At 66.1% G+C, this 25,498-nt stretch carries 19 protein-coding genes; 11 read left to right on the plus strand and 8 right to left on the minus strand.

What is annotated here, in order from left to right:
* A partial coding sequence (locus IG178_RS10405) for a fumarate hydratase (RefSeq protein WP_193212480.1) occupies nt 1-758 on the minus strand: 758 nt, incomplete at its 3' end.
* Nucleotides 759-822: 64 nt separating this feature from the next.
* Nucleotides 823-1,599, minus strand: coding sequence for an MYXO-CTERM sorting domain-containing protein (locus IG178_RS10410; RefSeq protein ID WP_193212481.1), 777 nt, complete (start codon nt 1,597-1,599; stop codon nt 823-825).
* 214 nt (nt 1,600-1,813) lie between these two features.
* Between IG178_RS10410 and IG178_RS10415 the strand changes: the two genes are divergently transcribed.
* Complete coding sequence (locus IG178_RS10415; protein ID WP_343225961.1) at nt 1,814-3,265, plus strand: type IV pilus twitching motility protein PilT; 1,452 nt, start codon at nt 1,814-1,816, stop codon at nt 3,263-3,265.
* A gap of 18 nt (nt 3,266-3,283) precedes the next feature.
* Here the strand turns inward: IG178_RS10415 and IG178_RS10420 are convergent, their stop codons facing one another.
* The gene (locus IG178_RS10420; protein ID WP_343225962.1) at nt 3,284-3,709 is read right to left on the minus strand and encodes a DUF5069 domain-containing protein; all 426 of its coding nucleotides are present in this window, start codon (nt 3,707-3,709) and stop codon (nt 3,284-3,286) included.
* A 94-nt stretch (nt 3,710-3,803) separates the two neighbouring features.
* Here IG178_RS10420 and IG178_RS10425 point away from each other — a divergent pair, with 94 nt between their 5' ends.
* Nucleotides 3,804-4,751, plus strand: a complete 948-nt coding sequence (locus IG178_RS10425) for an N-acetylmuramoyl-L-alanine amidase-like domain-containing protein (RefSeq protein ID WP_193212484.1) — start codon at nt 3,804-3,806, stop codon at nt 4,749-4,751.
* A gap of 63 nt (nt 4,752-4,814) precedes the next feature.
* On the opposite strand, the gene IG178_RS10430 is transcribed toward IG178_RS10425, so the two are convergent.
* Entirely contained in the window at nt 4,815-5,804 is a 990-nt protein-coding gene (locus tag IG178_RS10430; RefSeq protein WP_193212546.1) for an SPFH domain-containing protein, read from the minus strand.
* Nucleotides 5,805-5,828: 24 nt separating this feature from the next.
* Nucleotides 5,829-6,275 (minus strand): NfeD family protein, encoded by a 447-nt coding sequence (locus tag IG178_RS10435; protein ID WP_193212485.1) that lies wholly within the window; start codon nt 6,273-6,275, stop codon nt 5,829-5,831.
* A gap of 148 nt (nt 6,276-6,423) precedes the next feature.
* Here IG178_RS10435 and IG178_RS10440 point away from each other — a divergent pair, with 148 nt between their 5' ends.
* The 3 genes from IG178_RS10440 to IG178_RS10450 all read left to right on the plus strand — a co-directional run bounded on the left by IG178_RS10440 (nt 6,424) and on the right by IG178_RS10450 (nt 9,159).
* Nucleotides 6,424-7,974 (plus strand): thiamine pyrophosphate-binding protein, encoded by a 1,551-nt coding sequence (locus IG178_RS10440; protein ID WP_193212486.1) that lies wholly within the window; start codon nt 6,424-6,426, stop codon nt 7,972-7,974.
* 184 nt (nt 7,975-8,158) lie between these two features.
* A complete protein-coding gene (locus IG178_RS10445) occupies nt 8,159-8,413 on the plus strand; it encodes a hypothetical protein (protein ID WP_193212487.1) in 255 nt (84 codons plus the stop codon).
* A 218-nt stretch (nt 8,414-8,631) separates the two neighbouring features.
* Nucleotides 8,632-9,159 (plus strand): hypothetical protein, encoded by a 528-nt coding sequence (locus IG178_RS10450; RefSeq protein WP_193212488.1) that lies wholly within the window; start codon nt 8,632-8,634, stop codon nt 9,157-9,159.
* A 40-nt stretch (nt 9,160-9,199) separates the two neighbouring features.
* Here the strand turns inward: IG178_RS10450 and IG178_RS10455 are convergent, their stop codons facing one another.
* The 3 genes from IG178_RS10455 to IG178_RS10465 all read right to left on the minus strand — a co-directional run bounded on the left by IG178_RS10455 (nt 9,200) and on the right by IG178_RS10465 (nt 19,347).
* The gene (locus IG178_RS10455; RefSeq protein ID WP_193212489.1) at nt 9,200-10,150 is read right to left on the minus strand and encodes a calcium/sodium antiporter; all 951 of its coding nucleotides are present in this window, start codon (nt 10,148-10,150) and stop codon (nt 9,200-9,202) included.
* Nucleotides 10,151-10,222: 72 nt separating this feature from the next.
* Entirely contained in the window at nt 10,223-10,591 is a 369-nt protein-coding gene (locus IG178_RS10460; protein WP_193212490.1) for a hypothetical protein, read from the minus strand.
* A 41-nt stretch (nt 10,592-10,632) separates the two neighbouring features.
* A complete protein-coding gene (locus IG178_RS10465; RefSeq protein ID WP_193212491.1) occupies nt 10,633-19,347 on the minus strand; it encodes a Calx-beta domain-containing protein in 8,715 nt (2,904 codons plus the stop codon).
* Nucleotides 19,348-19,492: 145 nt separating this feature from the next.
* On the opposite strand from IG178_RS10465, the gene IG178_RS10470 reads away from it, so the two are divergent.
* From IG178_RS10470 to IG178_RS10495, 6 genes are all read left to right on the plus strand, one after another.
* Nucleotides 19,493-20,200: an alpha/beta fold hydrolase gene (locus IG178_RS10470; RefSeq protein ID WP_193212492.1), complete on the plus strand. Its 708-nt coding sequence runs from the start codon at nt 19,493-19,495 to the stop codon at nt 20,198-20,200.
* Between the two features lie 18 nt (nt 20,201-20,218).
* Nucleotides 20,219-21,034 (plus strand): 1,4-dihydroxy-2-naphthoyl-CoA synthase, encoded by an 816-nt coding sequence (gene menB, locus IG178_RS10475; protein ID WP_193212493.1) that lies wholly within the window; start codon nt 20,219-20,221, stop codon nt 21,032-21,034.
* A gap of 110 nt (nt 21,035-21,144) precedes the next feature.
* Nucleotides 21,145-22,308, plus strand: a complete 1,164-nt coding sequence (locus IG178_RS10480) for an autotransporter outer membrane beta-barrel domain-containing protein (RefSeq protein ID WP_193212494.1) — start codon at nt 21,145-21,147, stop codon at nt 22,306-22,308.
* Between the two features lie 95 nt (nt 22,309-22,403).
* Complete coding sequence (gene menA / locus IG178_RS10485; protein ID WP_193212495.1) at nt 22,404-23,279, plus strand: 1,4-dihydroxy-2-naphthoate octaprenyltransferase; 876 nt, start codon at nt 22,404-22,406, stop codon at nt 23,277-23,279.
* Nucleotides 23,280-23,318: 39 nt separating this feature from the next.
* Nucleotides 23,319-24,281, plus strand: coding sequence for an enolase-like domain-containing protein (locus IG178_RS10490; protein WP_193212496.1), 963 nt, complete (start codon nt 23,319-23,321; stop codon nt 24,279-24,281).
* A complete protein-coding gene (locus IG178_RS10495; protein ID WP_193212497.1) occupies nt 24,263-25,369 on the plus strand; it encodes an AMP-binding protein in 1,107 nt (368 codons plus the stop codon). The genes IG178_RS10490 and IG178_RS10495 overlap by 19 nt, the downstream gene beginning before the upstream one ends.
* Nucleotides 25,370-25,498 lie beyond the last annotated feature (129 nt).

Genomic DNA, 25,498 nt, shown 5'->3' on the forward strand with positions numbered 1-25,498 from the left:
GCATCGTAGTAGCGGGTGGAGGCCATCTTGACCGTCTTGAGGCAGGTCTCCGCCGAGGTGCCGCCGATGACGATGGCGAGGTGGTAAGGCGGGCACGCGGCGGTGCCCAGCGATCGCATTTTCTCGATGCAGAACTCCTTGAGGCGCTTCGGATTCAGCAGGGCCTTGGTCTCCTGGTAGAGGAAAGTCTTGTTGGCGGACCCGCCGCCCTTGGAGACGAACAGGAACTTGTAGGCGTCGCCTTCGGTGGCGTAGAGGTCGATCTGGGCGGGAAGATTGGTCTTGGTGTTCGCCTCCTCGTACATCGTGAGCGGGGCGGTCTGGGAGTAGCGCAGGTTCTCCTCCTGATAGGTCTTGTGGATGCCCTCCGACAGCCGTTCGGCATCGTCGCAGCCCGTCCAAACCTGCTGGCCCTTTTTCCCGATCACCGTCGCCGTGCCGGTGTCCTGGCAGGCGGGGAGGATGCCCTTGGCCGCGATTTCGGCATTCTTCAGCAGCATCAGGGCGACCATGCGGTCGTTCTCCGTGGCTTCGGGATCGTCCAGAATCGCCGCGACCTGGGCAAGGTGGCTGGGGCGGAGGGTGAAATTGATCGCCTTCATCGCCTCGTTGGCGAGCAGCGTGAGCGCTTCCGGCGCCACCTTGAGAACCGGCGATCCCTCGAATTCCGCGACCGTGACATGGTCGGTGGTCAGGCATTCGTACTCGGTGGTGTCGGGGCCGAGCGGAAAGGGATCCTGGTAGACGAATTCGGACATGGCCGGCAGCTTAGGGGCCGCTCGCGGGTCGTCCAGTCCGGGGCGCGGGCAAATTGCCGTGAAATCAGAAGCGCCGGCGGCGGAAAAGGGCCGCGAATCCGAGGACGCCGAGCAGCGCCGCCGAGGGTTCGGGGATCGTCATCCAGAGCCGGTCCTGTTCTCCGTCGGGGGCATTGGCGAAGTAGTAGACGACGCGGCCCTGGTCGGTCCAGGTGCTGGTGCCGATGTTGGCGAGGAACTGCTCCGCGTAGGCGGCTCCAAGGGCCGCTCTCGTGTCCGGCACGGCATCCACGTCGATGCGGAAACTCCCGTCGGTGGAACCGTTGTCGTCGATCGAGAGGTCGGCGGTTTGCTCGTGAATGAGCTCCCACAGGGCAATCTGCATCCCGGCAGCGTAGCCTTGCAGCTCATCATACTCGCTGGCGTAGATCGCGTTGTAGGCCCAGTCGCCGCCGTTCAGGACGATGTAGTCGTCGAGCAGCGCGTTGAATGCCGGCAAGGCATGGGAGAAAAGGGCCCGCATTTCCGCCTGCCGGGAAGAGCCGAGACCCCCGAGGCCGGGACTGACCAGGAAGCTTGCGTCGTCATTGTTGCCGGTGAAGAAATCGGCGCAGAAATCGTAGACGTAAGTCGATCCGAAGCCATTGACCGTCTGGAGGTTGAATCCGGCCAGTTGCGGTTGGAGGGTCGGCCCGGGGCCGTGGAGAAAAGGAATGTCGGTCGCGTAGAAAGCGTTCTCAAGGAGCCGGTCGCCGGGGGTGATTGACTGGCCGTGCAGGGTCGGCGTGACAGCGACCAGGACCAGGAGCCGTGGCGCGACTTTCCAGAGGGTTCGCTTCATCGTTCGGTGGGGTGCGATGCCACCGGTTCGACCGGCGACATCAAAGATGATGCGTTGATTGTTAATAACTCTAAGAAGTTCATCAAGACGCAATTTCCGGGGCAGAATGCCGCGTCCAGGCACCGGAAGCGGACGCCCGATGCAAGTTCCGGAGACGAACCGGCGCTTGGCCGGCATTTGCAGGACAGCTCGGCAGCGACTCGGCAAAATGGCAGTGATCGACACATTCCTGAAACTCATGCTGGAGAAGCGAGCCGAGCGCCTGGTGCTGGTGTCCGATCAGATCCCCTGTCTGTTCAAAGCGGAAGATGCGATCGAGCTGTCCATGCCGGCGCTGCGGCTGGACATGTTGCAGCGGATTGCCCTCGAAATGACCGGAGAGAGCGGCCGGGAAGCGGTTTCGGATACTCCCCGTGAAGGCGTTTTCAGGGCCGCGGACGGGACGGAGTTTTCCTATCTACTCGATGCGGGTGGCGGGGCCTTTCGGATCGAAGTCCATGCCGGTGGGGCAGGGCGCGATGCGCGCGAAGAACTTGCCGACGATCCCTTGGCCCGGGCCGTCGCGGAATTCACCGGACCGTCCGTCGAGGTGGAAGCGACACCGCCGGCTGAAAACCGGGGCTTGATGGCTTTGATCGATCTCGTTCTCGAGCCGGACGTTTCGGACATTTTCCTTTCGTCGGGGAAAGCACCGCGGGTGCGCAGGAACGGGGTGATCCGTTCCGTGGAATCGGCTTTCACCGACCCGGAGCAGATCCTGCAACTGGTGCCCAAGGGCCTGCCCCGGGAAGATCTGGAAAAGAAGGGCAGCGCGGATTTCGCGGGGAGATGGGAATTGTCCGGAGGAAGCCGGCGTTTCCGGATCAACGTGTTCCGTCACATGGGCGGCTTGGCCGCGGCGATCCGGCCGATCCGGACCCGCATCCCTTCGCTGGCGCAGCTCTCGCTGCCGGCGGATCTACTGGAACTGGCATCCTTTCCCAGCGGCCTGGTGCTGGTTACCGGAGCATCGGGATCGGGAAAATCGACGACACTGGCCGCGCTGGTCGATCACATCAACCGCTCGCGTCCGGCCCATGTGATCACCATCGAGGATCCGGTGGAGTTCGAACACCGGGAGGACCGCTGCCTGATCCACCAGCGCGAGGTGGGAACCAACGTGGAGAGTTTCAGTGCCGGCCTGCACGCCGCCCTGCGGGAGAATCCGGACGTCATCCTGCTCGGCGAACTGCGCGATCTGGCGACGATTTCCGCGGCGCTGACAGCCGCGGAGACCGGCCATCTGGTGCTCGGCACGCTCCATTCGGGCAGCGCGACCTCCGCGGTGAGCCGGATCATCGACGTTTTCCCCGGCCATCAGCAGCCGAACATCCGGGTCCAGCTGGCCTCGTCGTTGCGCGCCGTCGTTTCGCAGCGCCTGGTGCCGGCCCGCTCAAAGAAGCTGGTTCCCGCCATCGAGAAGCTGCTCGTGACCCCGGCCGTCGCCAACGGCATCCGGGAAGGGCACGACCACTACATGCGCAATGCGATGCTGACGGGGGGCGAAGACGGCATGATCACGCTGGAGCGCTCGCTGGCGGGACTGCTCCGCGACCGCATCATCGATCGCGAGACGGCGATGCGGTTTGCCTGGGACCAGAAGGCCCTGCTTCATCTGATCGAATGATCCCGCGCCGGCGGAAGGCTAGAGCCTGCCCTCGTCGGCCTCGATGTAGTCCATGAAAGTCTGGACATCGGCGCGGTCCTGGAAGCCGGACTCGGCCTTGCGCTGGGCGAGGCGCCCGGCGAGGTCGTCGCGGAATCCTCGGGTGCGCATGTAGGCGTTCCACCAGGCGGATTCGTGGGCGGGCCGGGCGGTGCCGTTCCCGCGGGCCCAGGCCAGCGCTTCGCTGTCCGAGGCCCCGGAACGGACCCGCGAGGCGAGTTCCTGGTAATCGATGCCGAGGTACTGGCAGGTCCAAAGGTCCATGCCGGCACCCAGATTGGCGTGATAGCCCGGATCGAGCTTGCCGGCGGCGTGGAGCCGGATCTTGTGGCACAGCCGCGGAAAGTAGATCAGGCCGTCGATTTCGTCCTGCGGGCTGCGGGGGTGTTCGGTGGAAGAGCTCACGGCGGAGACCATGAACGGCACGTGGAGGCGGGCAAGGCGGGACTGGCACGCGAAAGCCCCTTTGCTTTCCGGCAACGGCGGGTAGGATGCCGGAATGAAATTTCCGATCCTCGTTGCCCTCGCCGTGGCAACCCTGTTGCCGGCTTGCGGCCAGCACACGGTCGCCGCCCCGAGCCAGGCGCGGCTGCCGATGTCGACCGTCTTCAAGGGCGAAAAGAAATTCCACGCGATGGTCGCGCAGGCGGAGCAGGAGAACTGGCGCCAGCTGCCGCTGGGACCGCGGACCATCCGCGCGGCCCGTGCGATGGTGGGCACCCCGTATGTGAATTACACCCTGGAGGTCGATGACCGCATCGAATCGCCGGTGGTCAATCTCAACGCGATGGACTGCTGGACCTACTACGAGAACGCCTTGGCGTTCGCCCGGATGCTCCGCTACAAGCCGGGACCGTACAAGCCGGAGGACATGTTGCACATGGTGGAGATCGAACGCTACCGCGACGGTCGCTGCACCGGCGGCTACCTCAGCCGGATGCACCAGCTGGAGGAAGTCTTCTGGGACAACCAGCGCCGCGGTCTGGCCACGAACATCACGCCGAAGCTCCCGGGGGCCCAGCGCTTGAAGCGCGAGATCCGTGAAATGACCGTCCAGTGGAAGAGCTACCGTTACCTGCGCAACAATCCCGGACTATTGCCGGAAATGGGCCGGATCGAGGCGCGGGTGTCGAAACTGCCGGTCTACCACATTCCGAAGAACAAGGTCCGCGGGGTCGAGCAGTACCTCCAGGACGGCGATGTCTGTGCGATCACCGCGAACTGGAAAGACAGTTACACGTCTCACGTCGGGCTGATCGTGAAGCTGAAGGGCCGGGCCTATTTCACCCACGCCACCTCGGATCGCGACAAGGGTCGCATGACCATCATCGACCGCCCGATCACCGACTATCTCACCGGTGGCTCGAAGCATGCCGGGATCATCGTCCTGCGCCCGAAGGATCTGCCTCCGTCGAAATACTGGCAGCGTCCGGTAGCCGGCCGCTGAACGCAAAAAAGGAGGGCACGTTGCCGTGCCCTCCCGGGGAATGGGGTCGCGTGTCGCGGCGGCTTAGCGCAACGGCGGCGGGGTGTTCGGGCCCAGTTGGCGGCCGGTGTCGAGGATCTTGGCCAGACCGGCGACGGCACCGCCTATGTCGCTCAGGTTGTGCGGCAGGATCACCGTGTTGGTTTCTTTCGCGAGGTTGCCGAACTGTTCGACGTACTGCTCGGCGATCCGCAGGTTGACCGCTTCCTTGCCACCGGGTTGGCCGATCGCCGAGGCGATCCGGGTGATGCCTTCGGCAGTCGCGTTGGCCAGAAGTTCGATCTCGCGGGCCTTGCCCTCCGCTTCGTTGATCTGGCTGAGCTTTTTCGCCTCGGACTGCTTGATGACCTCCTGCTTCTGGCCTTCGGCGACGTTGATCTGAGCTTCGCGCTGGCCTTCCGAAAGGGCGATCTGGGCGCGGCGTTCGCGCTCGGCCCGCATTTGCTTTTCGAGGGCATCCTGAACCGACTGCGGCGGCTTGATGTTGGCGATCTCGTAGCGGGTGATCTTCAAACCCCAGGGTTCGGAGGCCTTGTCGAGCGCGGCGATGACCGATGCGTTGATGGTGTCGCGTTCCTCGAAGGTGCGGTCGAGCTCGAGCTTGCCGATCTCAGAACGGAGGGTGGTCTGGGCGAGCTGCGAGGCCGCGTAGTAGTAGTTCTCGATCCCGTAGGACGCCGCTTTCGCGTCGAGCACCTGCATGTAGAGCAGGCCGTCGATCTCGATCGCGATGTTGTCCTTGGTGATGCAGAACTGCGGCGGGACATCCATCGCCACTTCCTTGAGCGAGTGCTTGTAGGCGACGCGGTCGATGAAGGGGATCAGGATGTGGAAGCCGGCTTCGAGCGTCTTGCGGTACTTGCCGAGCCGCTCGACCACGTGGGCCTGGCGCTGGGGCACGATGCGGGCGGTTTTGATCAGGGCGACGACGATGAGCAGGACGATGGCGATCGTCAGGACGACGCCGAATCCGGGGCCGTCGCCGCTGGCGGCGAGGAGGGGGCTTGCGGGCATGGTATTCATGGTTGGGGAAGGAGTTCAGGTGCGCGGGCGGACATGAAAGGTAAGTCCTTCGCGGCGTTCGATCACCGCGATGGCGCCGGCGGGGATAGGAACCTCGCTACGGGCTTTCCAGTTGGCCCCCTTGATCTCGACCATGCCGTCGGCTCCCTGGCCCGGCAGTTCGGTGATCACGCGGGCCTCGCGGCCGGTGAAATCGTCATCGCATTCCGCGGCCAGTGCCTCGGAGTCGCCGACGAACCACTTCTTCACGTAGCGTCGCAGGCCGAAGAGGAAGATCAACGAGCTGACCGCGAACACCGCGGTTTGGGAACCGATCCCGGTGGTCAGTCCGGCCCAGGTGGTGATGGCGGTGAGGATGGCCCCGACCCCGAAAAACACGATGATCACCCCCGGCGCAACGAACTCCGCGAGGACGAGGATGACTCCTGCAATGAGCCAGATGGTTTTCGCGTCGAGATCCATGGTGATGTGGGGTTTCGGGCAGACCTTCTAACACGGGCCCGGCGGGTCCCGAATTACAATCTACGGGCAAAGATGGACAGAGTAGCGGGAGCGTGACCCGGTGAAATCGGGACTTCCGGCGGCAGGGTTCCTTGCTCAGCTTCGCGCCGTGACCACCTGGCAAACCGCTTGTTCCATCATTGACGCCTGCTGCCGCCGCGGGATCCGCGAATTCGTCGTCTGCGCCGGGGCCCGCAATGCCGCCCTGGTCGAGGTGCTGGCCCGCGCGGAAGCCGCCGGTGTCGCCCGGGTGTGGCGGCATTTCGAGGAACGCAGCGCCGGATTCTTCGCACTCGGCCGGACCATGGCGACCGGAGAACCCTGCGCGGTGGTCACCACTAGCGGCACCGCGGTGGCGGAACTGTTGCCGGCGGTGATCGAGGCCTTTTATCAGGGGCGGCCGCTGCTGGCCCTCACAGCCGACCGCCCGGAACGCTTCCGGGGAACCGGGGCACCGCAGGCGATCTCACAGCCGGGCATCTTCGGCGAGCACGCGGGGGCCGGCGACATCGCCGGATGGGACCGGCGCTCGCCGTGGCATTGGAACGTCGAGCTGGAGGAGGATTTCGAGCCGGAGGAGTGGGCGCCGCCGGAGGATCTGGATGCCGATCCGGTCCGGCTGCCGAATTTCTCGGTCGCCACCCTGGCCACCTGGCTGCGCGAGGATCTCTACCGGGGGCTGGTGGTGATGATCGGCGACCTCGAGCCCGAAGACCAGGAAGCCGTCTACCATTTCTGCCTCGACCTCGGCGCGCCGGTGGCCGCGGAGGCGACCAGCGGCCTGCGCGAGGCGCTTGCCGGGATGAGCTTGCCGGATCCCGACCGGATGCTGCGCGAGCACCCGCCGGGTAAGGTCCTCCGACTCGGTGGCGTTCCCAGCGGCCGTTTCTGGCGCGACCTCGAGGACCTTCCCGAAACCGAGGTCTTCAACATCACGCGGACCGGCTTTCCCGGACTCGCCCGGTCCTGCGAAACCATCGTCTCGCCGGTCGGCCGCGCCATCAAGGGACTGGGCGACGTGGAGAAGGCCGGCGACGCGCTGGACTACTTCCGTCGTACTTCGCGGCGCGACGGCGAGATCGAGGATCTCCTGGAGGCTTATCCCGACAGCGAGCCGGGGTTGCTGAGGGTGTTGTCGGCCTATGCCTCGACCGGCTCCTCGCTCTACCTCGGCAACAGCCTGCCGATCCGCGAATGGAACCTTTTCGCCCAGCGCGACAAGCCGCTGACGGATATCCGCGCCAACCGCGGGGCGAACGGGATCGACGGCCAGCTTTCGACCTGGCTCGGCTGGACCGCCGACGTGGAGGATTCGTGGTGCCTGGTGGGCGACCTGACCGCGCTCTACGACCTCGCCGCGCCAGCCTGGTTGGGCCAGATCGAGCGCAAGGGCCGGGTCCTGGTGGTGATCAACAACGGCGGCGGCCAGATTTTTTCCCGCCTGCCGCGGCTGGATGCCATGAGCGACCGCGCGAAAGAACTGATGCTCAACCCTCACGAAGTGCGCCTCGACGGCTGGGCCGCGATGTGGGGGATGAAATACCTGCGGATCGAAAACGACGCCGGCTTTGACGACCTCGAACCGGGCGAGGTGCCGCTGCTGGTCGAGGTGATCCCGGATGCCGGCGAGACGGAGGCGTTCTGGAAGGCGTGGAAGTAGCGCGACTTTTCAAGTTGCGCAAGCGAGCGGCCCGCCAGCGGGATCGGAATGTTGCCTGCGGTTCAGGCTGTCCACCGCCGCAACTTGAAAAGTCGCGCCACTTCCAGGAGCCCGCCCATGTGCATCCCTCCCGTTAGCAACCGCGCGCAAGGGACTCCTTGTGGGAGCGCCGAATTCATTCGGCTTGGACAGACGGCTCGTGGCCCCGCCGGTGCTCGCCTGGCCCGCCGCCGCCAGGATCGGCCAGCTCCGCGCCGAAATGATCTCCCCGACCGGCACCCCGAGCGCTGCCAAGGACCGCACCGATGAGGAACAGCACGACGTCCAGCTCCTGATGCCCGAAGTGCATGCCGCCATCAAAGATCTCTGTGACACCATCGAGTTCGACCTCCGCCACGAACCCACCGCCCCCGGCCTGCGCCGCCGCGCCCGCGAATAGGGCGTCCACTACGCCATGCGCCCCGGCGAAGCTCCCGATCCCGAGGAACCCGTCCCGCCGGCGAACTGAGCTCCTGCCGAAGCCCCATCCTCCAATCCCTGCCGTTCCCGCCCGGAAATCCGGATTGCCCGAAAGGCAGCCCCGAATCAGGGTGGGGGTAGATCATACTCAATATTTGATCAGGCGTGCGCACGTTCACGAAGCCGTTGGTAGGTCTCATGCTCGCCCTGTTCGCGGGGGTTGGGTGTTCTTCATTTTCAAACACCCCGCTTCAGACCGCAGAGGAGACGAGGTACAATGACGCTGGGGACATGAACACCGTTCGGAACGACGTGCAGGTTCTCCTGCGCGCGGCTCTGGCGAGGAACTCTGCCCGAACCACCGCGCTTACGCATCCAAAGGTGATGGAAGTTGCGGGTAGCGCCGAGTACTTCAGGGCCGCGTTGGAGCAGTCGTTTGAGATGTTCTCAGATCAGAATGTCACGATCACCTCGTACGGAATCTCTGGACCTATTTCGCTCTATCGGACCAAAGGCAATCGCTACGCGGTGGTTCCCACTGACATGGAGCTGTCGGTTTCAGGTCGGAGAGTCAAGAGCACCGGGCATCAAATCGGCCACTACGTGGAAGGGCTCGGTTGGCGATACGTCAGCGGCGACGAGCTCGGAGGCAGTAAAGTCCGCACGTTCTTTCCCGATTTCCCGAAGGGCGCCGAGATACCTGAGCCCGGGACGTATCCGCTCTGATCGGGATTTTCTCCCCAGGTTGATGGCGAGCGGAATTTGCTCATCCTTTCGGCCAGAGGACGAAGAGGTAGCCCCCGTAGGTGGCGGCGAGCAGCAGGCCCTCGGCACGGTTGAGCCGCTTGCCGGTGGCAAGCAGCGGGACCAGCAGGGCGGTCACGCCGATCATCATTCCGAGGTCGATCTTGCTCATCGCGGAGGTCTCGACCGGGTGGATCACCGCGCTGCCGCCGAGCACAAACAGGAGGTTGAAGAGGTTGGAGCCGAGGACGTTGCCCAACGCGATGTCCGACTGGCGGCGGAAGGCGGCTACCACCGAGGTGGCGAGCTCGGGCATCGAGGTCCCGGCGGCGATGATGGTCAGGCCGATGACCGCCTCGGAAACACCGAGCGAGCTGGCAACGGTGACGGCGTTGTCCACCAGCAGTTTCGAGCCGAGAACAAGCACGCCGAGGCCGGCGAGGATCTTGAGGATATCACCCGGTAGGCTGCCGGTGGGTTTGACCTCGGGAGTGTCGGCAGCGATCTCGACGCCGGAGTTTTCATCGCGGCGGGCGGCGCGGATGGTCCAGATGGTGAAGGCGACCGCGGCGAGCACGAAGATACATCCCTCGATCCGCGAGACCTGGCCGTCGATGAAGCTCAGCGGAACGAGCAGGGTGACGCCGAGAAGCAAAGGCGCGTCCCAGCGCAGGACCTGGAGGTGGGTCCGGATCGGATAGACCGCCGCCGCGAGACCGAGGATGACGGCAATGTTGAAAATATTGGATCCGACGACATTGCCGATGGCGATGTCCGGTTGACCGGCGAAGGCGGCTTTGAGGGATACGATCAGTTCCGGCATCGAGGTGCCGTAGGCGACCACGGTGAGGCCGACGACCAATGGTGAGAGCCCGAGTTTGAGGGCCATCGCGGCACCCCCGCGGACGAGGAGTTCCGCCCCGATGAAGAGGACGACGAAGCTGGCCAGGATCAGCAGGGACGCGGTGAGCATGGAGCGGAAGTCCAGCGCATTTCCCGGTCGGGCGGCGAGTGAGATTTCGTCCGGTGTTTCCGATTGCCGGAATCACGGTTCGCCCTGATAGGGAAGCGGCGCGTCGTCGGGAAGAGGGTCGTCGGTGCCGGGCAATGGAAGGTATTCGGGTTCCGCCGGGACCAGATTGTCGTCGTCGGGCTTGGCGGCGTCTTTCTGCACGGCGGGCTGCTCCTTCGCTTTCTTTTCCGCCTCCTTGCGGGCTTTCTCCTGCGCCTTCTTCTTTTCCGCTTCCGCTTTCTCTTCAGGTGTCTTTTTGAACGGCTTGGCGGCGGAGTCGTAGGTCATCTTGCCGACCTCCGCGGTGCCTTCCACCACCTGGCCCGCGACCTTGAAAGGCAGCTGGATCAAGCCGCAGGAGGAAAGAAGGGGCGGGAACAGGAGAAACGCGGGGCAACGCATGGCCCGGAGCGTAGGGCTCCGGACCGCGGGCAGCCAGCCGATTAGCGGGTGACCTTCATCCGCCAGAACATGGCCGGAGCGTCCTCGATGGCAGGCAGCAGGTAGTAGCGGCGGGTTTCGGTCAGGCCGTAGTCGATCCGCGGTCCGATCTCGGTGGCGGAGGCGTCGCCGCTGAAGGTGAGGTCTTGCGAGGCCTCGAGATCGACGGTGGTGCCGAGGGTGTCCTTCGGTGTCTCGATCTCGATCACGCGGTAGGTCTTGGCGGGATCGAGCGAGAGCGAGGCCCCCGTCTCGACGCTGCCGGTCGCGAGCGGCGCGGGTGTCGAGTTCTCGCTGCCGGGATCGGTGCCGAAGAGGAACTCGACGAGGTTGGCGAAGCCGTCGAGGTCGGCGTCGTCGTCTTCGCCGCGGAGGTTCGCGGGCAGGCTGGCGACGAAGGTTTCGAAGGGATCGGCGGAACCGGTGCCGAGGCCGTTGAGAACGGCGATGCGCGGAACATCCTCACCCCGGAAGGTGGTGAAGTTGCCGACGATCCAGACGCGGCCCGCGGCGTCGGTGCGGATGCGGGTTGGCGCGCCGTTGAAGCCGTCTCCGGGATCGAAGGATTCAATCATGGTGCCATCCGCCTCGAAGGCCGCGATGCGGTTGCGGGTGAAGCTGGTGACGCCGCTGTAGATGCTGGTGAAATTGCCGCCGAGATAGATGCGGCCGTTTCCAAGGGTGCTGATGGCGCTCGGGCTGGAGACGCCGAGGTAGGTGCCGGGGCCACCCCAGCCGCTGACGATGGCACCGGAGGTCTCGATCTTTTGGATCGCGTAGCTGGCGAGCGACAACACGGTGCCGTCGGGCTGCGGGCTGACGCGATCCGAGCTCAGGTTGCTGGTGTAGCTGAAGCCGGCGGCGATGGCGCCGGTGGCGGTGACACGGACGATGCGTTGCTGGCCGCCGTAGCTGTTCGCGTGGCTGAGCCAGAAAGTGCCGTCGCCGGCCGGGGCGATGTCATTGACGGTGGTGCTGGCCAGCGAGGTGAAGCCGGTGTCGATGGATCCGTTGGAATTCAGCATCGCGACGTAGGCGGTGCCGGCGGCGGAATCGACCGTGCTGAACTGGCCGCCGATCAGGACCTTGCCGTCGGCGAGGGGAAGGATGCACTTGACCGTGGAATTCGGACCGGTGCCGGGGGCGGCGAAACCCGTGTCGAGCGAGAGGTCGCTGTTGAGGCGGGCGATGCGGTTGCGCGTGACGGTCCCGCCGGTGGTGCTGAGCGAGGTGAAGGAACCCCCGACATACACTTTCCCGTCCGGAGCCAGGGCGAGGATTTCAACGGTTCCGCTGCCGTTGACCTGCGGGACGTTGGCGTCGAGCGATCCGTCGGCGTTGAACTTGGCGAGGTAGCGGCGGCTGGCGCTGCCGGTGGTGTGGGAGACCGAGGTGAAACTGCCGCCGATCAGGTAGCTCCCGTCGGCGAAGGGAATCACGTCGTTGATCGTCGTGTTCACGCTGACGGGCAGCACGATCGAGCGGTCGCGCGCGGCGGGGAGTTTCTCGACGAGCAGGGCGACCGGAGTGCTGTCGATGAAGCCGAGCGGGTTGGTGACGCGCACCGCGATGCTGCCGCTGTCGGCGACGGCGAGATCGGAAAGCACCAGCTCGTTGGTGGTCGCGCCGCTGATCCCGGGTCCGTCGGTCAGCGGGGCGCCGCCGCGATACCACTGGTAGCCCAGCGTTTCGACGCCGCGGGCGACGACCCGGAAGGTGGCGGCAAGACCGGTTTCGGTGGTCACCGCCGAGGGGGCGGTAAGGATTTCCGGGGCACCGAGGACGACCAGGCCGGCGGCGGCGGAGGTCAGGGTGGTGGCGTCGCCGTAGTGGGTGAGAACGACGTCGTAGGACGCCTCGTCGGCATCCCCGGCGTCGGCGACCGTGAGGGTGGCGCTGTTCGCTCCCGAGATGTCGCCGCCGTTGGCGAGCGCGACGCCGTTCTTCCGCCACTGGTAGCCGATGGTGTCGGTGGCGGTGGCGACCACGCTGAACTGGGCGGTGGCGCCGGGGTTCACGACCTGGGCGACCGGTTGGATGGCGATGCCGAGGGAAACCGGCGTGCCGTTCAGGCGGGCGTAGCGGCCCCGCTGGAGCGAGCGGTAGTTGTTGAAGTTCCCGCCGATGTGGAGCGCGCCGAGGGCGTCCTGGGCGAGGGTGAGGATTTCACCGTCGGCCCCCGCGCCCTGGGCGAAGGACGCGTCGAAGGAACCGTTCGGCATGAGGCGGCCGATGCGGTTGGTGCTGACGCTGGCCAGGGTGGTGAAATTGCCGCCGATCACGATCCGGCCGTCGCGCTGGACGACGATCGAGCGGATGGTCTGGTTGGCGCTGGCGTTCCAGGAGGAGTCGGTCGAGCCATCGGCCAGGAAGCGCTGGAGGCGACCCGAAGTGCCGCCGGCGAGCCATTTTCCGTCGGGCAGCGCGGCGATGCTGTAGACGGTGGTGCCGAAGGGCATGGTGGAGACGAAGCCGGTGTCGTGGCTGCCGTTGGAGTTCAGGCGGACGATGCCGACCTGGGTGGTGGCGGAAACGGGGTTGGCGACGCTCATCGTGCCGCCGACGAGCACGCCTTCGCCATCGGCTTGCAGGGCGTAGACGGCCCCCAGGGCAGGCGGGGTGAAGGACGGGTCGGGCGAGCCGTCGGGCAGGATGCGGCAGACATTGCCGAGGGCGGTGTTGCCTTGATAGGCGGTGAAGAGGCCGCCGAGGTAGTAGCCGGAAGGAGCCGCCGTGATGGCGGTGACGCGGCTGTTGGCGCCGGTGCCCGGGTTCCAGTCGGGATCCACGGTGAGGTCCGGCTTCAAGCGGGCGAGGCGGGCGCGGGAGACGCCGCCGATGAAGGTGAAATTGCCGCCGACAAGCACGCCACCGTCGGGCATCAGGGCGAGGGCATCGACGCTGCTGCTCGGGTTGAGGTCGAAGCTGGTGACCAGATTGCCGGCGGCATCCAGCAGCGCGAGTTCGCTGATGTTGTAATTGGTCGAGTTAGCGATGACGTTGGTGAAGTAGCCACCGACCAGGGTGCGGCCGTCGGGCAGCGGCAGGATGGCGGCGACGTTGCTACCGAACGTCAGCTGCGGGCTGGTGAAACGGACACCGCCGGCCGGGAGGGTGACGGTGACGGGGATGTCGACCGTGGTGAGGATGCCGTAGGCGTTGCTGATCTCCACCGAGTAGGTGGCGCTGTCGCTTTCCTGAACGGGAGAAATCGAGAAGGTTGCCGCGTTCGCGCCGAAGATCGGGGTGCCGTTGCGGAGCCACTGGTAGCCGAGGCTGCCGGCCCCGCGGGCGCTGACCGAGAGGTTGAGGACGCCGCCGACTTCAAGCGACTGCGCGGGGGAAAGCGCGAGCAGCTCGGGTTCGCGGAGAACGGTCAGGCCGGCGGCGTTCGAAAGGTAGGGGCGGCCGGTGGCGAGGTTGGTGACGATGACGTCGTAGCTGCCTTCGTCGGCGTCCTCGGAATTGGCGATGGCGAGCGAGGCCGTGGTCGCGCCGGAAATGTCGCCGCCATCCGCGAGCGGAATGCCGTTTTTCCGCCACAGGTAGGAAAGCGAGGCTCCTCCGGAAGCGCTGGCGGAGACGGTGAAGGTGCTGGTTTGGCCGGCGTCGACGGTTTTCGGGGCCGGCTGAGCGCTGAAGATGACATCGAGCGGTTCGCCGGCGAGACGGACGACGCCGCGGGCGTTGACGCCGTTGAGGGTGGTAAAGGACCCACCGACCCAGAGCGAGCCGTCTTCCGCGGAGGCGAGGGTGGAGATGGTGGCGTTGAACCCGGAGACTCCGATGTCGAACAGCGGGTCGGGCGAGCCGTCGGGTTTCAGTCGGAACAGGCGCTTGCCATTGTTGTGGGCGACGAGGATCGAGCCGTCCGGTGCGACGAGGATCCGGCTCACCAAGTTGTAGGTGGCATAGGGAAAGTTGAGGGTTTGGAGCAAGGCTCCGTCCGGGGAAAGCCGGAAGACCGGCTGGTCGGCGAAGTCGGGTCGCGGGAGCAGGATGTGGTCGGCGGGATCGAGCTCGAAATACTCGTAGGACGAGCTGCCCGGCAGCGCGGCGAAGACGAAGGTCGGATCCAATGTGCCGGCCGGAAGAAGGCGGGCCATGCCGTTTTGGCCGAGGACGAGAATGTTGCCCCCGGGCAATACCCTGATCTGACGCAGAGTGCTGAGTGAGTTGACGACGGTACCGAAGTTCAGGTGCAGGGTGCCGTCGGTGTTGAGGCGGACCAACAGGCCGTTGAGCCCGCCGACCAGGGCGCGGCCGTCGGCGTCGAAGGCGATGGCGTAGGGGCGGAGGTTGATCGCGTCCAGGGCGGCGGTGGCGTTCGCCGTGTAGGTCGCGTCGAGGGTGCCGTCGGCCGCGGTGCGGGCGACCCGGTAGGGCCCGGAGCCATCGACGTAGAGCTGGTATCCGCCGAGGTAGAGATCGCCGGTGGCGGCGTGGCGGGCGACGACCTGGAGGTTGGTGTTCGGTGCCGAAGTGTGGGGCTCGCGGATGTTGCCGTTGGCGCTGATGCGCTCGAGCACCGCGTTGTAGCTCCCCGACGGGTGGGTGATGCTGGAGAACTCGTGGAAGACGTAGGCGCCGCCGGGCTCGGGGACGATGTGCTGCACCTGCGGGCTGCCGCCGGTGGCCGGGATGTAGCCGGCGGCGAGGGCGGCGGGATCCGGGACGAGGTTCACGACCACCGGTTGGCTGGTGATTTGGCCGAGCGAGTTGGTGATGCGCAGCGTGTAGAGGCCGGAGTCGCCGGCGACGGGCGAGGCGATCGAAAGGGTGGCCGTGTTCTGGCCGGGGACGGGCGTGCCGTTGCGGAACCACTCGAAGGTCGCCGGCTCGAGACCGACCCAGTTCACGGCGAGTTCCAGCGGGCTGCCGAGCAGCAGGGTGCGGTCGGCGGGAGTGACGAGCACCACCGGCAGGTCGCGGACGGTGAGCGTGGCGACCTGCGAGGTCGCCGACAAGCTGCCCGCGGTGATTTCAACCGAGTAGCCGGCGGTGTCAGCGGCCGTGACGTCATCGAGCTGGAGCGACGGCAGGGTTTTCCCGGCAAGGGGCGTGCCGTTTTTCATCCACTGGTAGGCCAGCGGCGTGACCGAGGTGGCGACGACCTGCAGGATAACGTCGGCGCCGGGATCAGCAATCTGGGTGAGCGGCTGGCTGGTGATCGTGATGCCCTGCTTTTGCGCGGTAATCAGGTAGGGTCGCGAGGCGGCGACGCCGTTGAGGGTGGTGAAGGAGCCATGGATCGAGATCGAGCCGTCGGGGAGCGGGGCGATCGAGCTGATGGTGTTGTTCGCGGCGACTTCGCTGCCGCCGTTGAAGGTTGCGTCGAGGGTGCCGTTCGGGAGGTAGCGGCGCAGCCGGGTGTTCGAGCTGCTGCTGAAGGCGGTGTAGATCGACCCGTCGGCGGCGACGCCGAAGGTCTGGTTGTAGACGCTGGAGATCGGGGTGAACGAGGCATCGGTGCCGCCATCGGGCAGCAGGCGGATGAGCTGGCTGCTGGAGGACCCGGGGACGATGAGCTTGCCGTCGGGCTGGATGCCGATGTTGGAGAAAGTGGAGTTGCCGTAGGTGAACTTCCAGGTCGGATCGAGGCTGCCGTCGGGGTTCAGTTTGACGAGGTTGCGGTAGCCGAGGCCGGGAAGCTGCACGCGGCCGGCGAGGTAGAGTTCGCCGCCGGGGCCGAACTCGAGCTTGTTGTAGGTGGCGAAGGGCTCGAAGGGAGCGATGACGTTGGCGCGGAACGCGGCGTCGAAGGTGCCGTCGAAGTTCAAGCGATCGATGCCGTTGGCGTGGGTCAGGTAGATCTTGCCGTCGGGACCGAGATCGAGGTCTCGGAGGTTGCCGATTCCGGAGGGGAGATTCGCGGCAAAGTCGGAGTCGATGTTGCCGTCGGCGAGCACGCGGGTCAGCGGGCCGGGCACGGGCACCACGCCGAGCTGGGTGAAGCCGCCGGCGAGGATGAGCGAGCCGTCGGGCAGCTCGAGGGCGTCGGAAACGGTCGAGCTTGGCGCGAGGTTGAAGGTGGGATCGACCGTGCCGTCGGGCAGGGTGCGGATGAGGCGGCCGATGCTGAGCGTGCTGCCGGAGGTCGGCACGGAGGTGAAGGCTCCGAAGATCAGGTAGGTGCCGTCGGGCCGCTGGCGGATGCCGCTGAACTGGTTGCTCGAGACCGTGAGGTCGAGCGCGACGCGGTCGAGCGGATTGGGCCGCGCGCCGAGTTCGACCGGCCCGGAGGTCACGGTGCCGGCGCTGTTGGTGGCTTCGACCGAGTAGTAGCCGAAGTCCGCCAGCGTGACGGGCGCGAAGCTGAGCGTGGCACCGCTTTCACCGGGAACGAGGACGCCGTCCTTGAACCACTGGTAGGTCACCGCGGTCTGCGACTGCACGCCCACCGTGAAGCCGGCGTTCCAGCCGGTCACCGCGCGGATCGAGGCGAGCGGCGTGGTGATCGCCGGTCCGGAGTCGTCATCGAGCAGGGTGATGGCGACGGACGATGGGGTCCCCGAAATCGCGTCGAGCGAGAAGTTCCCGAGCACCGCCTGGAAGCTTTCCGGCGACTCGACGGCGGTATCGTTGACCAGCGGGATCGAGACGGTCTTGTCGGCGGTGTCGCCATGGGCCCAGGAAACGGTGGTGATACTAGAGGTGTAGTCGGCCGGGCTGTTGGCGGTGCCGTCGACCAGGCTCACGTCGACGGAAACCGCGCCGACGTCCGAGCCGCTGCGGCGCAGCGTGAGCGTGAGCGTGCCATCGCTTTCCACCGCGGTGGCGGTGGGGCTGGTGAATGCCAGGACAGCCGGGTTTTTCACCGTGACCGGGGCGACGGCGGAGGTGGTGGTGCCGTTCGGATTGGTGACCTGGACGGTGTAGTCGCCGTTGTGGAGGGCGGGGTCCGCGGACGCCACGAAAAGCAGCGGCGAGGTCGCGCCGGCGACGGGCGTGCCGTTGCGGAACCACTGGTAGGTCACCGGCGTGGCACCGGGCAGGACGCCGACGGCGAGAACGAAGGAGTTGGTCGGCGGGACGAAGAGCGCCAGCGGCTGGAGGATGATCTGTGGCGGGGAATTCGAATCGAGGATCGTCAGGTAAGCGCTGGTCAGCGTGCCGGCGCCGGCCCCGGTGATGTTGGTGAGCGAAAGATTGGCGACCTCGGGATCCTCGACCAGGGCATCGGCGGTGACCGGGACTTCCACGATTTTCGTCCCGCCGACGCCGGCGGGGAAGGTCACCGTGACGGTGGTCGGGGTGAAGTCGGCGTTGGTGGTGGTGAAATTCGAGGTCGAGAAGGTGGCGGTCGCGACGCCGGTGCTCCCGCCGGTGCGGGTGATGGAAATGCGGGCGACGCCGGATTGCTCGGTCGCCGAGTAGGCGTGGGCGGCGAACTGGAGGGTCCCGGGGGCGTTCGGGACGGTGTCACCTTCGAAGGCGACCAGCTTCTTGGTGCTCACGCCATTGACCGTGTCGAAGAACGAGCCGGCGTAAATTTTCCCGGAGGCGGCGGTGGTGAAGGTGCCGAAGTAGCCGAGTCCCGCGCCCTGAGGCCCGGCGACGAAGGACGAATCGGCGCTGAAGGTCGGATCAAGGGAGCCGTCGTTGTTCAGGCGGAGCAGGCGGTCCTGGCTGCCGGCGTTATTGGTGGCGATGAGGAACTTCCCGTTGGGATCGCGCTGGAGCGGGCGGGAGGTGATGCGGCCGAGCGAGGCATCGAGCGCGAACGACGCGTCGGGCGAGCCGTCCGCGTGGAACCGCGCCATGAAGCTCTGGGTCTGGTAAATGTCGCGGTAGGCGAGCAGGGTGACGCTGCCGGAAGGCTCGACGACGCATCCGGAGTAGCTGGCGACCGTGCCATTGACGGTGGGGTTGAAGGAGGTGTCGCGGGTGCCGTCGGGGAACAGGCGGGCGAACACGGGGAGGGTGGTCCGCGGATAGCTGGTGCCCCAATCGAACTCGCCGACCACATAGAGGTTGCCGGACGCGTCGAGCGCGGCCTGGCGGAAGAAACCGGAAAGGTTCGGAACCCCGGCCGGTACGGCGAAGTCGGCGGGGTTGATGGCGAAGCCGGTGTCGAGGGTGCCGTCGACGTTGAAGCGGGCGATGCCGTGGCGGGTGACCGCGGGCAGCCCGGCTCCGTCGCGGATCCCGCTGAAGCCACCGCAGGCGATCACCTTGTCGTCGGGCTGGACGGTGACGTCCTCGATGAAATTGAAGCCGCCGCCCGCGGTGGTGCCGGCGGTGACGAAGGTGGTATCGAGGGTGCCGTCGGGATTGAGACGGACGATCGAGTTCGATGCCAGCGAGTTCGTCCCGTCGCGCATCCCCTGCAGGACCCCGGCGACGATGATTCTACCGGTCGAGTCCAGCCCGAGCGCGTGGATCTCGGGCCAGCCGGCACCGTCGTAGTAAATGCCAAGGCCGGAGCCGTTCGGGTCGTTGTCGGCGGAGAAGGTGGTATCAAGCGAGCCGTCCGGATTGAAGCGGATCAGCGAAGTATTGAACGATGATCCTCCGGCGGTGCCGGGCATTTCATTGGAGCCGAAGATCACCTTGCCGTCGGACTGGACGATGACCGAGGCGACGCCGCCGTACTGGGTGGCGTCGAAGGCCTGGCCGGCGGAGGCGGCGAAGGCGGTGTCGACCGTGTCGGGCGCGGCGTGGAGGGTGGAAAGGAGGAGGGAAGCGGCGAGGAGTGAACGACTCGTCAGGTGCATGGGGGTGCGCTGTGTTAGAAGAGGGGGTTGTCTTTGGAAACTGGCCCGAGAAATGTCGAGCCTTGAATGAGTTACGTGCATCTTGCATGTCGGGAGACGCTGCTTGTCAGGAACCCGAGACGGTGGAGGATCGGGCACGAAAGGAATGAAAGGAACCATCTGGTGCTTGCACGGGGCGGTCGGCCAGGCGGCCGATTGGCGGGGCTTCGGAATCCCGGGTTGGAGCGTGAAGCGGGTCGACCTGTGGCGCTTTCTCGACTGCTGCCCGATGAGCCTGCCGGAGTTCGGCCGGGCGCTGAACCGCGAGGCCGTGGCGGTGCCGGGGCGCAAAGTGCTGCTCGGCTACTCGATGGGCGGCCGTCTTGCCCTGCACGCGCTGCTCGAAGGCGGCCCGTGGGACGCGGCGGTGCTGGTGGCGCCGCATCCGGGGCTGGAGGCGGAGTCCGAGCGGGCGACCCGCCGCGCGGCGGACGCGGAGTGGGCGAGCAAGGCCTTGTCGGGCGATTGGAGCGAATTTCTCGCCGCATGGAATGCCCAGCCGGTGCTGGCGGATTCAGGGATGTTGCCGCCGCTTTCCGCCCAGCGAAGGCAGGCGGTGGCGCGGAGTTTCATCGACTGGTCGCTCGGCGCGCAGGAACCGCTGGGGCAGCGGCTGGGGGAAATCGGCTGCCCGGTGCTGTGGTGCGCCGGCGAGCGCGACGTGAAATTCAGGGAGCTTGGCGAGCGGGCGGTGGAGCGTTTGTCGGCTGGCGAACTGTGGATCGCTCCGGAATCGGGCCATCGGGTGCCGTGGGACGCGCCGGAAGCATTTCAGTCGAAGGCCGGGGAATTTCTTGAGCGGGTGCTTTCCTGAGCCAAGACTCCCGCCGCCATGTGGAGCCCAGTTTGTGAATTCGAGGACATCCGGTACGAGACGACGGATGAAGGCCAGATCGCCAAGATCACGATCAACCGTCCGGAGGTGCGCAATGCCTTCCGGCCGCAGACGGTGAAGGAATTGCTGGCGGCCTTTGAAATGGCCCATGAGGACCCGCAGGTCGGCGTTGTCATTCTGACCGGCGAGGGGCCGGATGCGTTTTGCTCCGGTGGCGACCAGAAGGTGCGCGGCCATGCCGGCTACATCGGCGGCGACGGGGTGCCGCGGCTCAACGTGCTCGATTTGCAGAAGAAGATCCGGGGCATGCCCAAGCCGGTGGTGGCGATGGTCGCGGGCTACGCGATCGGCGGCGGGCACGTGCTGCACGTGGTCTGCGACCTGACGATCGCGGCCGACAACGCGCGCTTCGGCCAGACCGGTCCGAAGGTCGGGTCCTTCGACGGCGGTCTCGGGTCGAGTTATCTCGCACGGATCGTCGGCCAGAAGAAGGCCCGCGAGATCTGGTATCTGTGCCGCCAGTACGACGCGCAACAAGCCCTCGAGATGGGTTTGGTCAACACCGTGGTGCCACTTGCCGAACTGGAGGCGGAAACCCTGAAGTGGTGCCGCGAGATGCTGGTCCACTCGCCGCTCGCCCTGCGCTGCCTCAAGTCGGCGCTCAATGCCGACTGCGACGGCCAGATGGGTCTCCTCGACCTGGCCGGCAATGCAACCTTGCTTTACTACATGAGCGAAGAAGCAAAGGAGGGCAAACAGGCCTTCATCGAGAAGCGGAAACCCGACTTTTCCAAGTTCCCCCGCGTTCCTTGATGGGGGCGTCTGACAGGTGGAATGGGGGCGTTCGTGTGTCCGGTTTGTTGCTTGCACGAAACCCTGCTGTCTGTTAGGCGAGCGGTTGCCTCTATCCGGGGGCAACCGATATGAACCTAAGTAAAACCAAGAAACGCCAGTTGTGGGTTGCTCTCGCGACCTTATCCGCCATTCCCGCCGCCCAAGCGGGCAAGGGCCAGGAATTTGATGTGATCATTGATTCCGGCTTGTCGGTGAATGCCGGGATCGGTTCCGCGGCGCTTTCCACGGCCCGCGCAACGACCCGCGATGTCGGCGACCGCTTGTTCCGCATGCGGGCCGGCCTGCGGCCGATGACCACCACCGAGGAAACGGTGGTGGACGGGGCGACCGACTCGAAGGGTGGCATGTCCAAGACCCCCATCACCCGCACGGTCACCAGCATGCGCTGCTGGGAAATCTATGGCTCCCTTTTCTACTACACCGAAAACCAGGACCGGCAGGTGCTGGTGGTGAACCAAAATGTCCCCGGCGCCCTCCGTGGCACCCGCGTGCTGGGGAATCCTGGCACGGACGTGGATATCTTCGGCGGCAACGTCGGGATTGAGCGCCACTTCAACGAGAACTGGAGCGCCGGCTTCGCGGTGGGCGGTGCCAGCACCGACGTCGATATGAGCTTCTTCGGCAGCAGCGACATCGATTCCCTCACGCTCACGCCCTACATCTCGTTCTACGAGGCGGACATGCTGGGATCGGCCGATTTCTGGGCCGACCTGATGTATTCGCACGGCTTCCATGACTTCGACCTGCGCCGCGCGAGCTTCGGCGGCTTCGCGTCGGCTTCGCCCGAGGCGGATACGGATCAGGTGGAATTCACCACCGGCCTGAACTTCCAGTCCGGCAGCGTGACCCATGGACCGTTCGCCGGCCTGCGCTGGATCGATGGCTCCATCGACGCCTACACCGAAGTCGGCCCGGGTGCCGGGTTCTTCCCCGAGCAGGACATCGAGTCGCTGGCCAGCATCCTCGGCTACCAGCTGTCGTTCCCGATCCAGCTCACGGGCGGCACGCTCGTCCCGCAGGTTCGCGCTGCCTGGGAGCATGAGTTCGAGGACGACGGCAACGTCTTGTTCGGCTTCCCGCTGGGTGAGCCCGACGAGGACGTGGCGGTGCTCGGCACCGGCATTGGCTTCTACTGCAACAGCGGTTGGAACGCGGTGCTCGACTACGAGGCCCGTCTCAGCAGCCACGTCGAGGGCCACTATGTCGGCCTGAAGGTGGGCAAGGAGTTCTGATTCAAGGTATTCGGATTCGATTCGCCCGTCCCGGTGACCCCGGGACGGGTTTTTGTTTGCTTGGCAGGCCGGGGATAGGCGGGCTTGTTCCGGGCGTGATCGCTCCGCTGTTGCTCGCTACCCGGCCGAAGACGCTGCCCGCTGCCATTGTCCCGGTCTGGGCGGGCTGCGTGCTGGCATGGAAGTTGACCGGGACCTTCGATCTCCTGCTCGCCGTGTGCACCCTCGCGGGGGCGGTTTTCATCCAGATCGCGACAAACTTGTTCAACGACGCCATCGACGCGGCGAAGGGTGCGGACACCGAACGGCGGACCGGGCCGCAGCGAGTCACCGCGAGCGGCTTGGTGTCGCGCCGGGCGGTGATGGTCGCGGGCGGGGTGTTCCTGTTGCTGGCGTTCGCGTGCGGCGTGGTGCTCTACCAAGCGGCGGGCTGGCCGATCCTGGCGATCGGCGTGCCGTCGCTCTACCTGGCCTACGGCTACACCGGCGGACCGTTCCCGCTGGCCTACCGGGGCATGGGCGAACTGTTCGTGGTGCTGTTTTTCGGGCTGGTCGCGGTGGCGGGCACGGTGTTCGTGCAGACCCTGGAGTGGCGGCCGGAAGCGTTCCTGCTGGGAGGGCAGATCGGGCTGCTGTCGGCGGTCTTGATCTCGATCAACAACCTGCGCGACCGCGAGGAGGACGCGACGACCGGCAAGCGCACCCTGGCGGTGCGGCTGGGGCCGAAGCCGGCGCGGATCGTGATCTGGCTGGAAATCAAGCTGGCGGTGTTTCTCGGGCTGGTCTGGTTCGCGTTCGGGCTGCCGTGGCTGGTGCTGGCGACGCTGCCCTTGTGGACGTTGGGCCTGAGGATCCTGTGGGGGGCTTTCACGATGCCGGAGGGCAAGGGGATGAATCGCCTGCTCGCCATGGCCGCCCTGCAGCTGGTGGCCTTTGCCGGGATGTTCCATCTGCTTGCGGCGAAGCTCTGAGGTTGGATTTTTCGCCAAAGCCATGCAACGACTCCGGCCGTGAGCAATCTGATCTGGTACTGGCACTATCGGCTGAAAAGCCGGCGACAGCTGAACGCGCGGACCGCGCGGCGCGAGTTCGAGGGCTTGCTCTTGCGCGATGCCGAGGGCGGTCACGCCTGCATTCATCCTTGGCCCGAACTCGGCGACCCTACTTTGCAAAAGTGTCTCGCCGACCTTGCCGGGGCCCGGCGATGGCCGATCGTCCGGCGCGCGCTGCGGTGCCTGGAAATGGATGGCGCCGCGCGTTCGGTGGAGGACTCGTTGTTCGACGAACTCGAGGTCCCGGAGAGCCATGCCACCCTGGCCGGGTGCGATGAGAACGAAGTCGCGACGGCGGTGGCGGCCGGATTCAAGGTGGCAAAGCTGAAGTGCGGCGCATCGCCGTCGGCCGAGCTGGCCTTCCTCGAGCGGATGGCTGCCACGCATCCCGGTCTGAGGTGGCGATTGGATTTCAATGAAACCGGTGATGCCGGCGATCTGGCGGATCGCATCGGCGGATTGCCGGCCGAAGTCCGGGGAAAGATCGACTTCCTCGAGGACCCCTGCGCCTTTTCCGAGGCGAAGTGGAACGGGCTGCACCGGGCGACCCGCCTGAAGCTGGCGGTCGACCGGGAAGCCGGGCCGCACCGCGAGGCGGCACAGGTGACGGTGATCAAGCCCGCCGTCGACGAGCCCTGGCTGCTCGCTGAAGCCGCGGCGGGCCGCGGCCAGCAGGTAGTGGTGACCGGCTACATGGACCACCCGTTCGGGCAAGCATTCGCGGCGTGGGAGGCGGGGCGCCTCGCCTTGCAGTTCCCCGGCCTGGTCGGGGTGTGCGGGCTGCAGACGCACCACCTGTTCGAGCCGGATGCCTTCACCGAAGCCTTGGGGCCTTGGACCCCGGAGTTCCATGCCCCGGCGGGCAAGGGGCTCGGATTCGACGATCTGCTCAAGGAGCTGCCATGGAAACGCGTGCCCTGACCGGTCCGGAATTCTGGGCCAGCGACGATCCGGTGCTGATGGGCGCGGGCTTTCCCGCCCCGGCCGGGATCCCAGGGCTCATCTACTTCCGGACTTCGGGAAGCACCGGCGTGCCGAAATGGATCGGTCTCAGCCGCCGGGCCCTGTTGTTTTCGGCCATGGCGGTCAACCGGCACCTCGGGGTCGATGCCGCCAGCCGCTGGGCGCTGGCCCTTCCGGTCGATCATGTCGGCGGCTTCGGGGTTTTGGCGAGGGTCCGGCAAGCGGGCTGCGGTTTCGCGCACTTCGACCGGAAGTGGGACGTGGTGCTCTTTTCCCGTTGGCTTGCGGACGAACAACCGAGCCATCTTTCGCTGGTGCCGACCCAAGTCCACGACCTGGTCGCCGCGGGCCTGCGGGCGCCGGCTTCGTTGCGGGCGATCGTGGTGGGCGGCGGGGTGCTCGCGGAGTCGACGGGCCGGGCCGCCCGGGAGCTGGGCTGGCCGGTGCTGGCGAGCTACGGGATGACCGAAGCCGGTTCACAGGTCGCCACCCAGGGGCTCGACTGCCTGGGGCGGCCCTACACCCCGCAGCCGATCGGCGTGTTGCCGGGTTGGGAAGTGAGGATTGAGGCGGACGGCAGGATCGCCATTCGTGGCGAGGCCCTGTATTCTGGAATCCTCACGGCGGGTTGGAGCTACGAGGAACGTCGTGGCGAGTGGCATTTCACCTCGGATGCCGGAAGCCTCGGCGACCACGGACTGACGGTTGCGGGGAGAATCGACACCTTGGTCAAGATCCTCGGCGAGTTGGTGGATCCGGTGTCCGTCGAGGCGCGGTTGCTGGAGCATGCAGCGGGACGCATCGATCCGGGGCAGCTCGTGGTGGTGGCGGTGGATGACAAACGTGCGGGGAAGCGGCTCGTTCTCGTCCACGAGGAATCCGTCCCTTCCGGGCAGCTGACGCAGGTTCTCGAGGCCTACAACGTGTCGTGCCAGGGCTTCCTGCGCATTGGATCTGTCATGGAAGTAGCAGCGATCCCGAAGAGCCCGCTGGGGAAAATCCGGCGCCAGGATCTCACCCGGATGATCCGGGGACGACAGAATTGAGAGTTGCCTTTCGCGGCGCGGTGGTAATAGTTCAGAAGTCTTGATTAAAAGACTTTTCCATTTGCCGCCGCGTGGCGGTTTGCCAGGGCCCGGTGGCGGACCGGTGCCCGGTCCCACTTGATCCGCCGG

This window comes from Neoluteolibacter marinus (assembly GCF_014904755.1).
GTDB lineage: Bacteria > Verrucomicrobiota > Verrucomicrobiia > Verrucomicrobiales > Akkermansiaceae > Haloferula > Haloferula marina.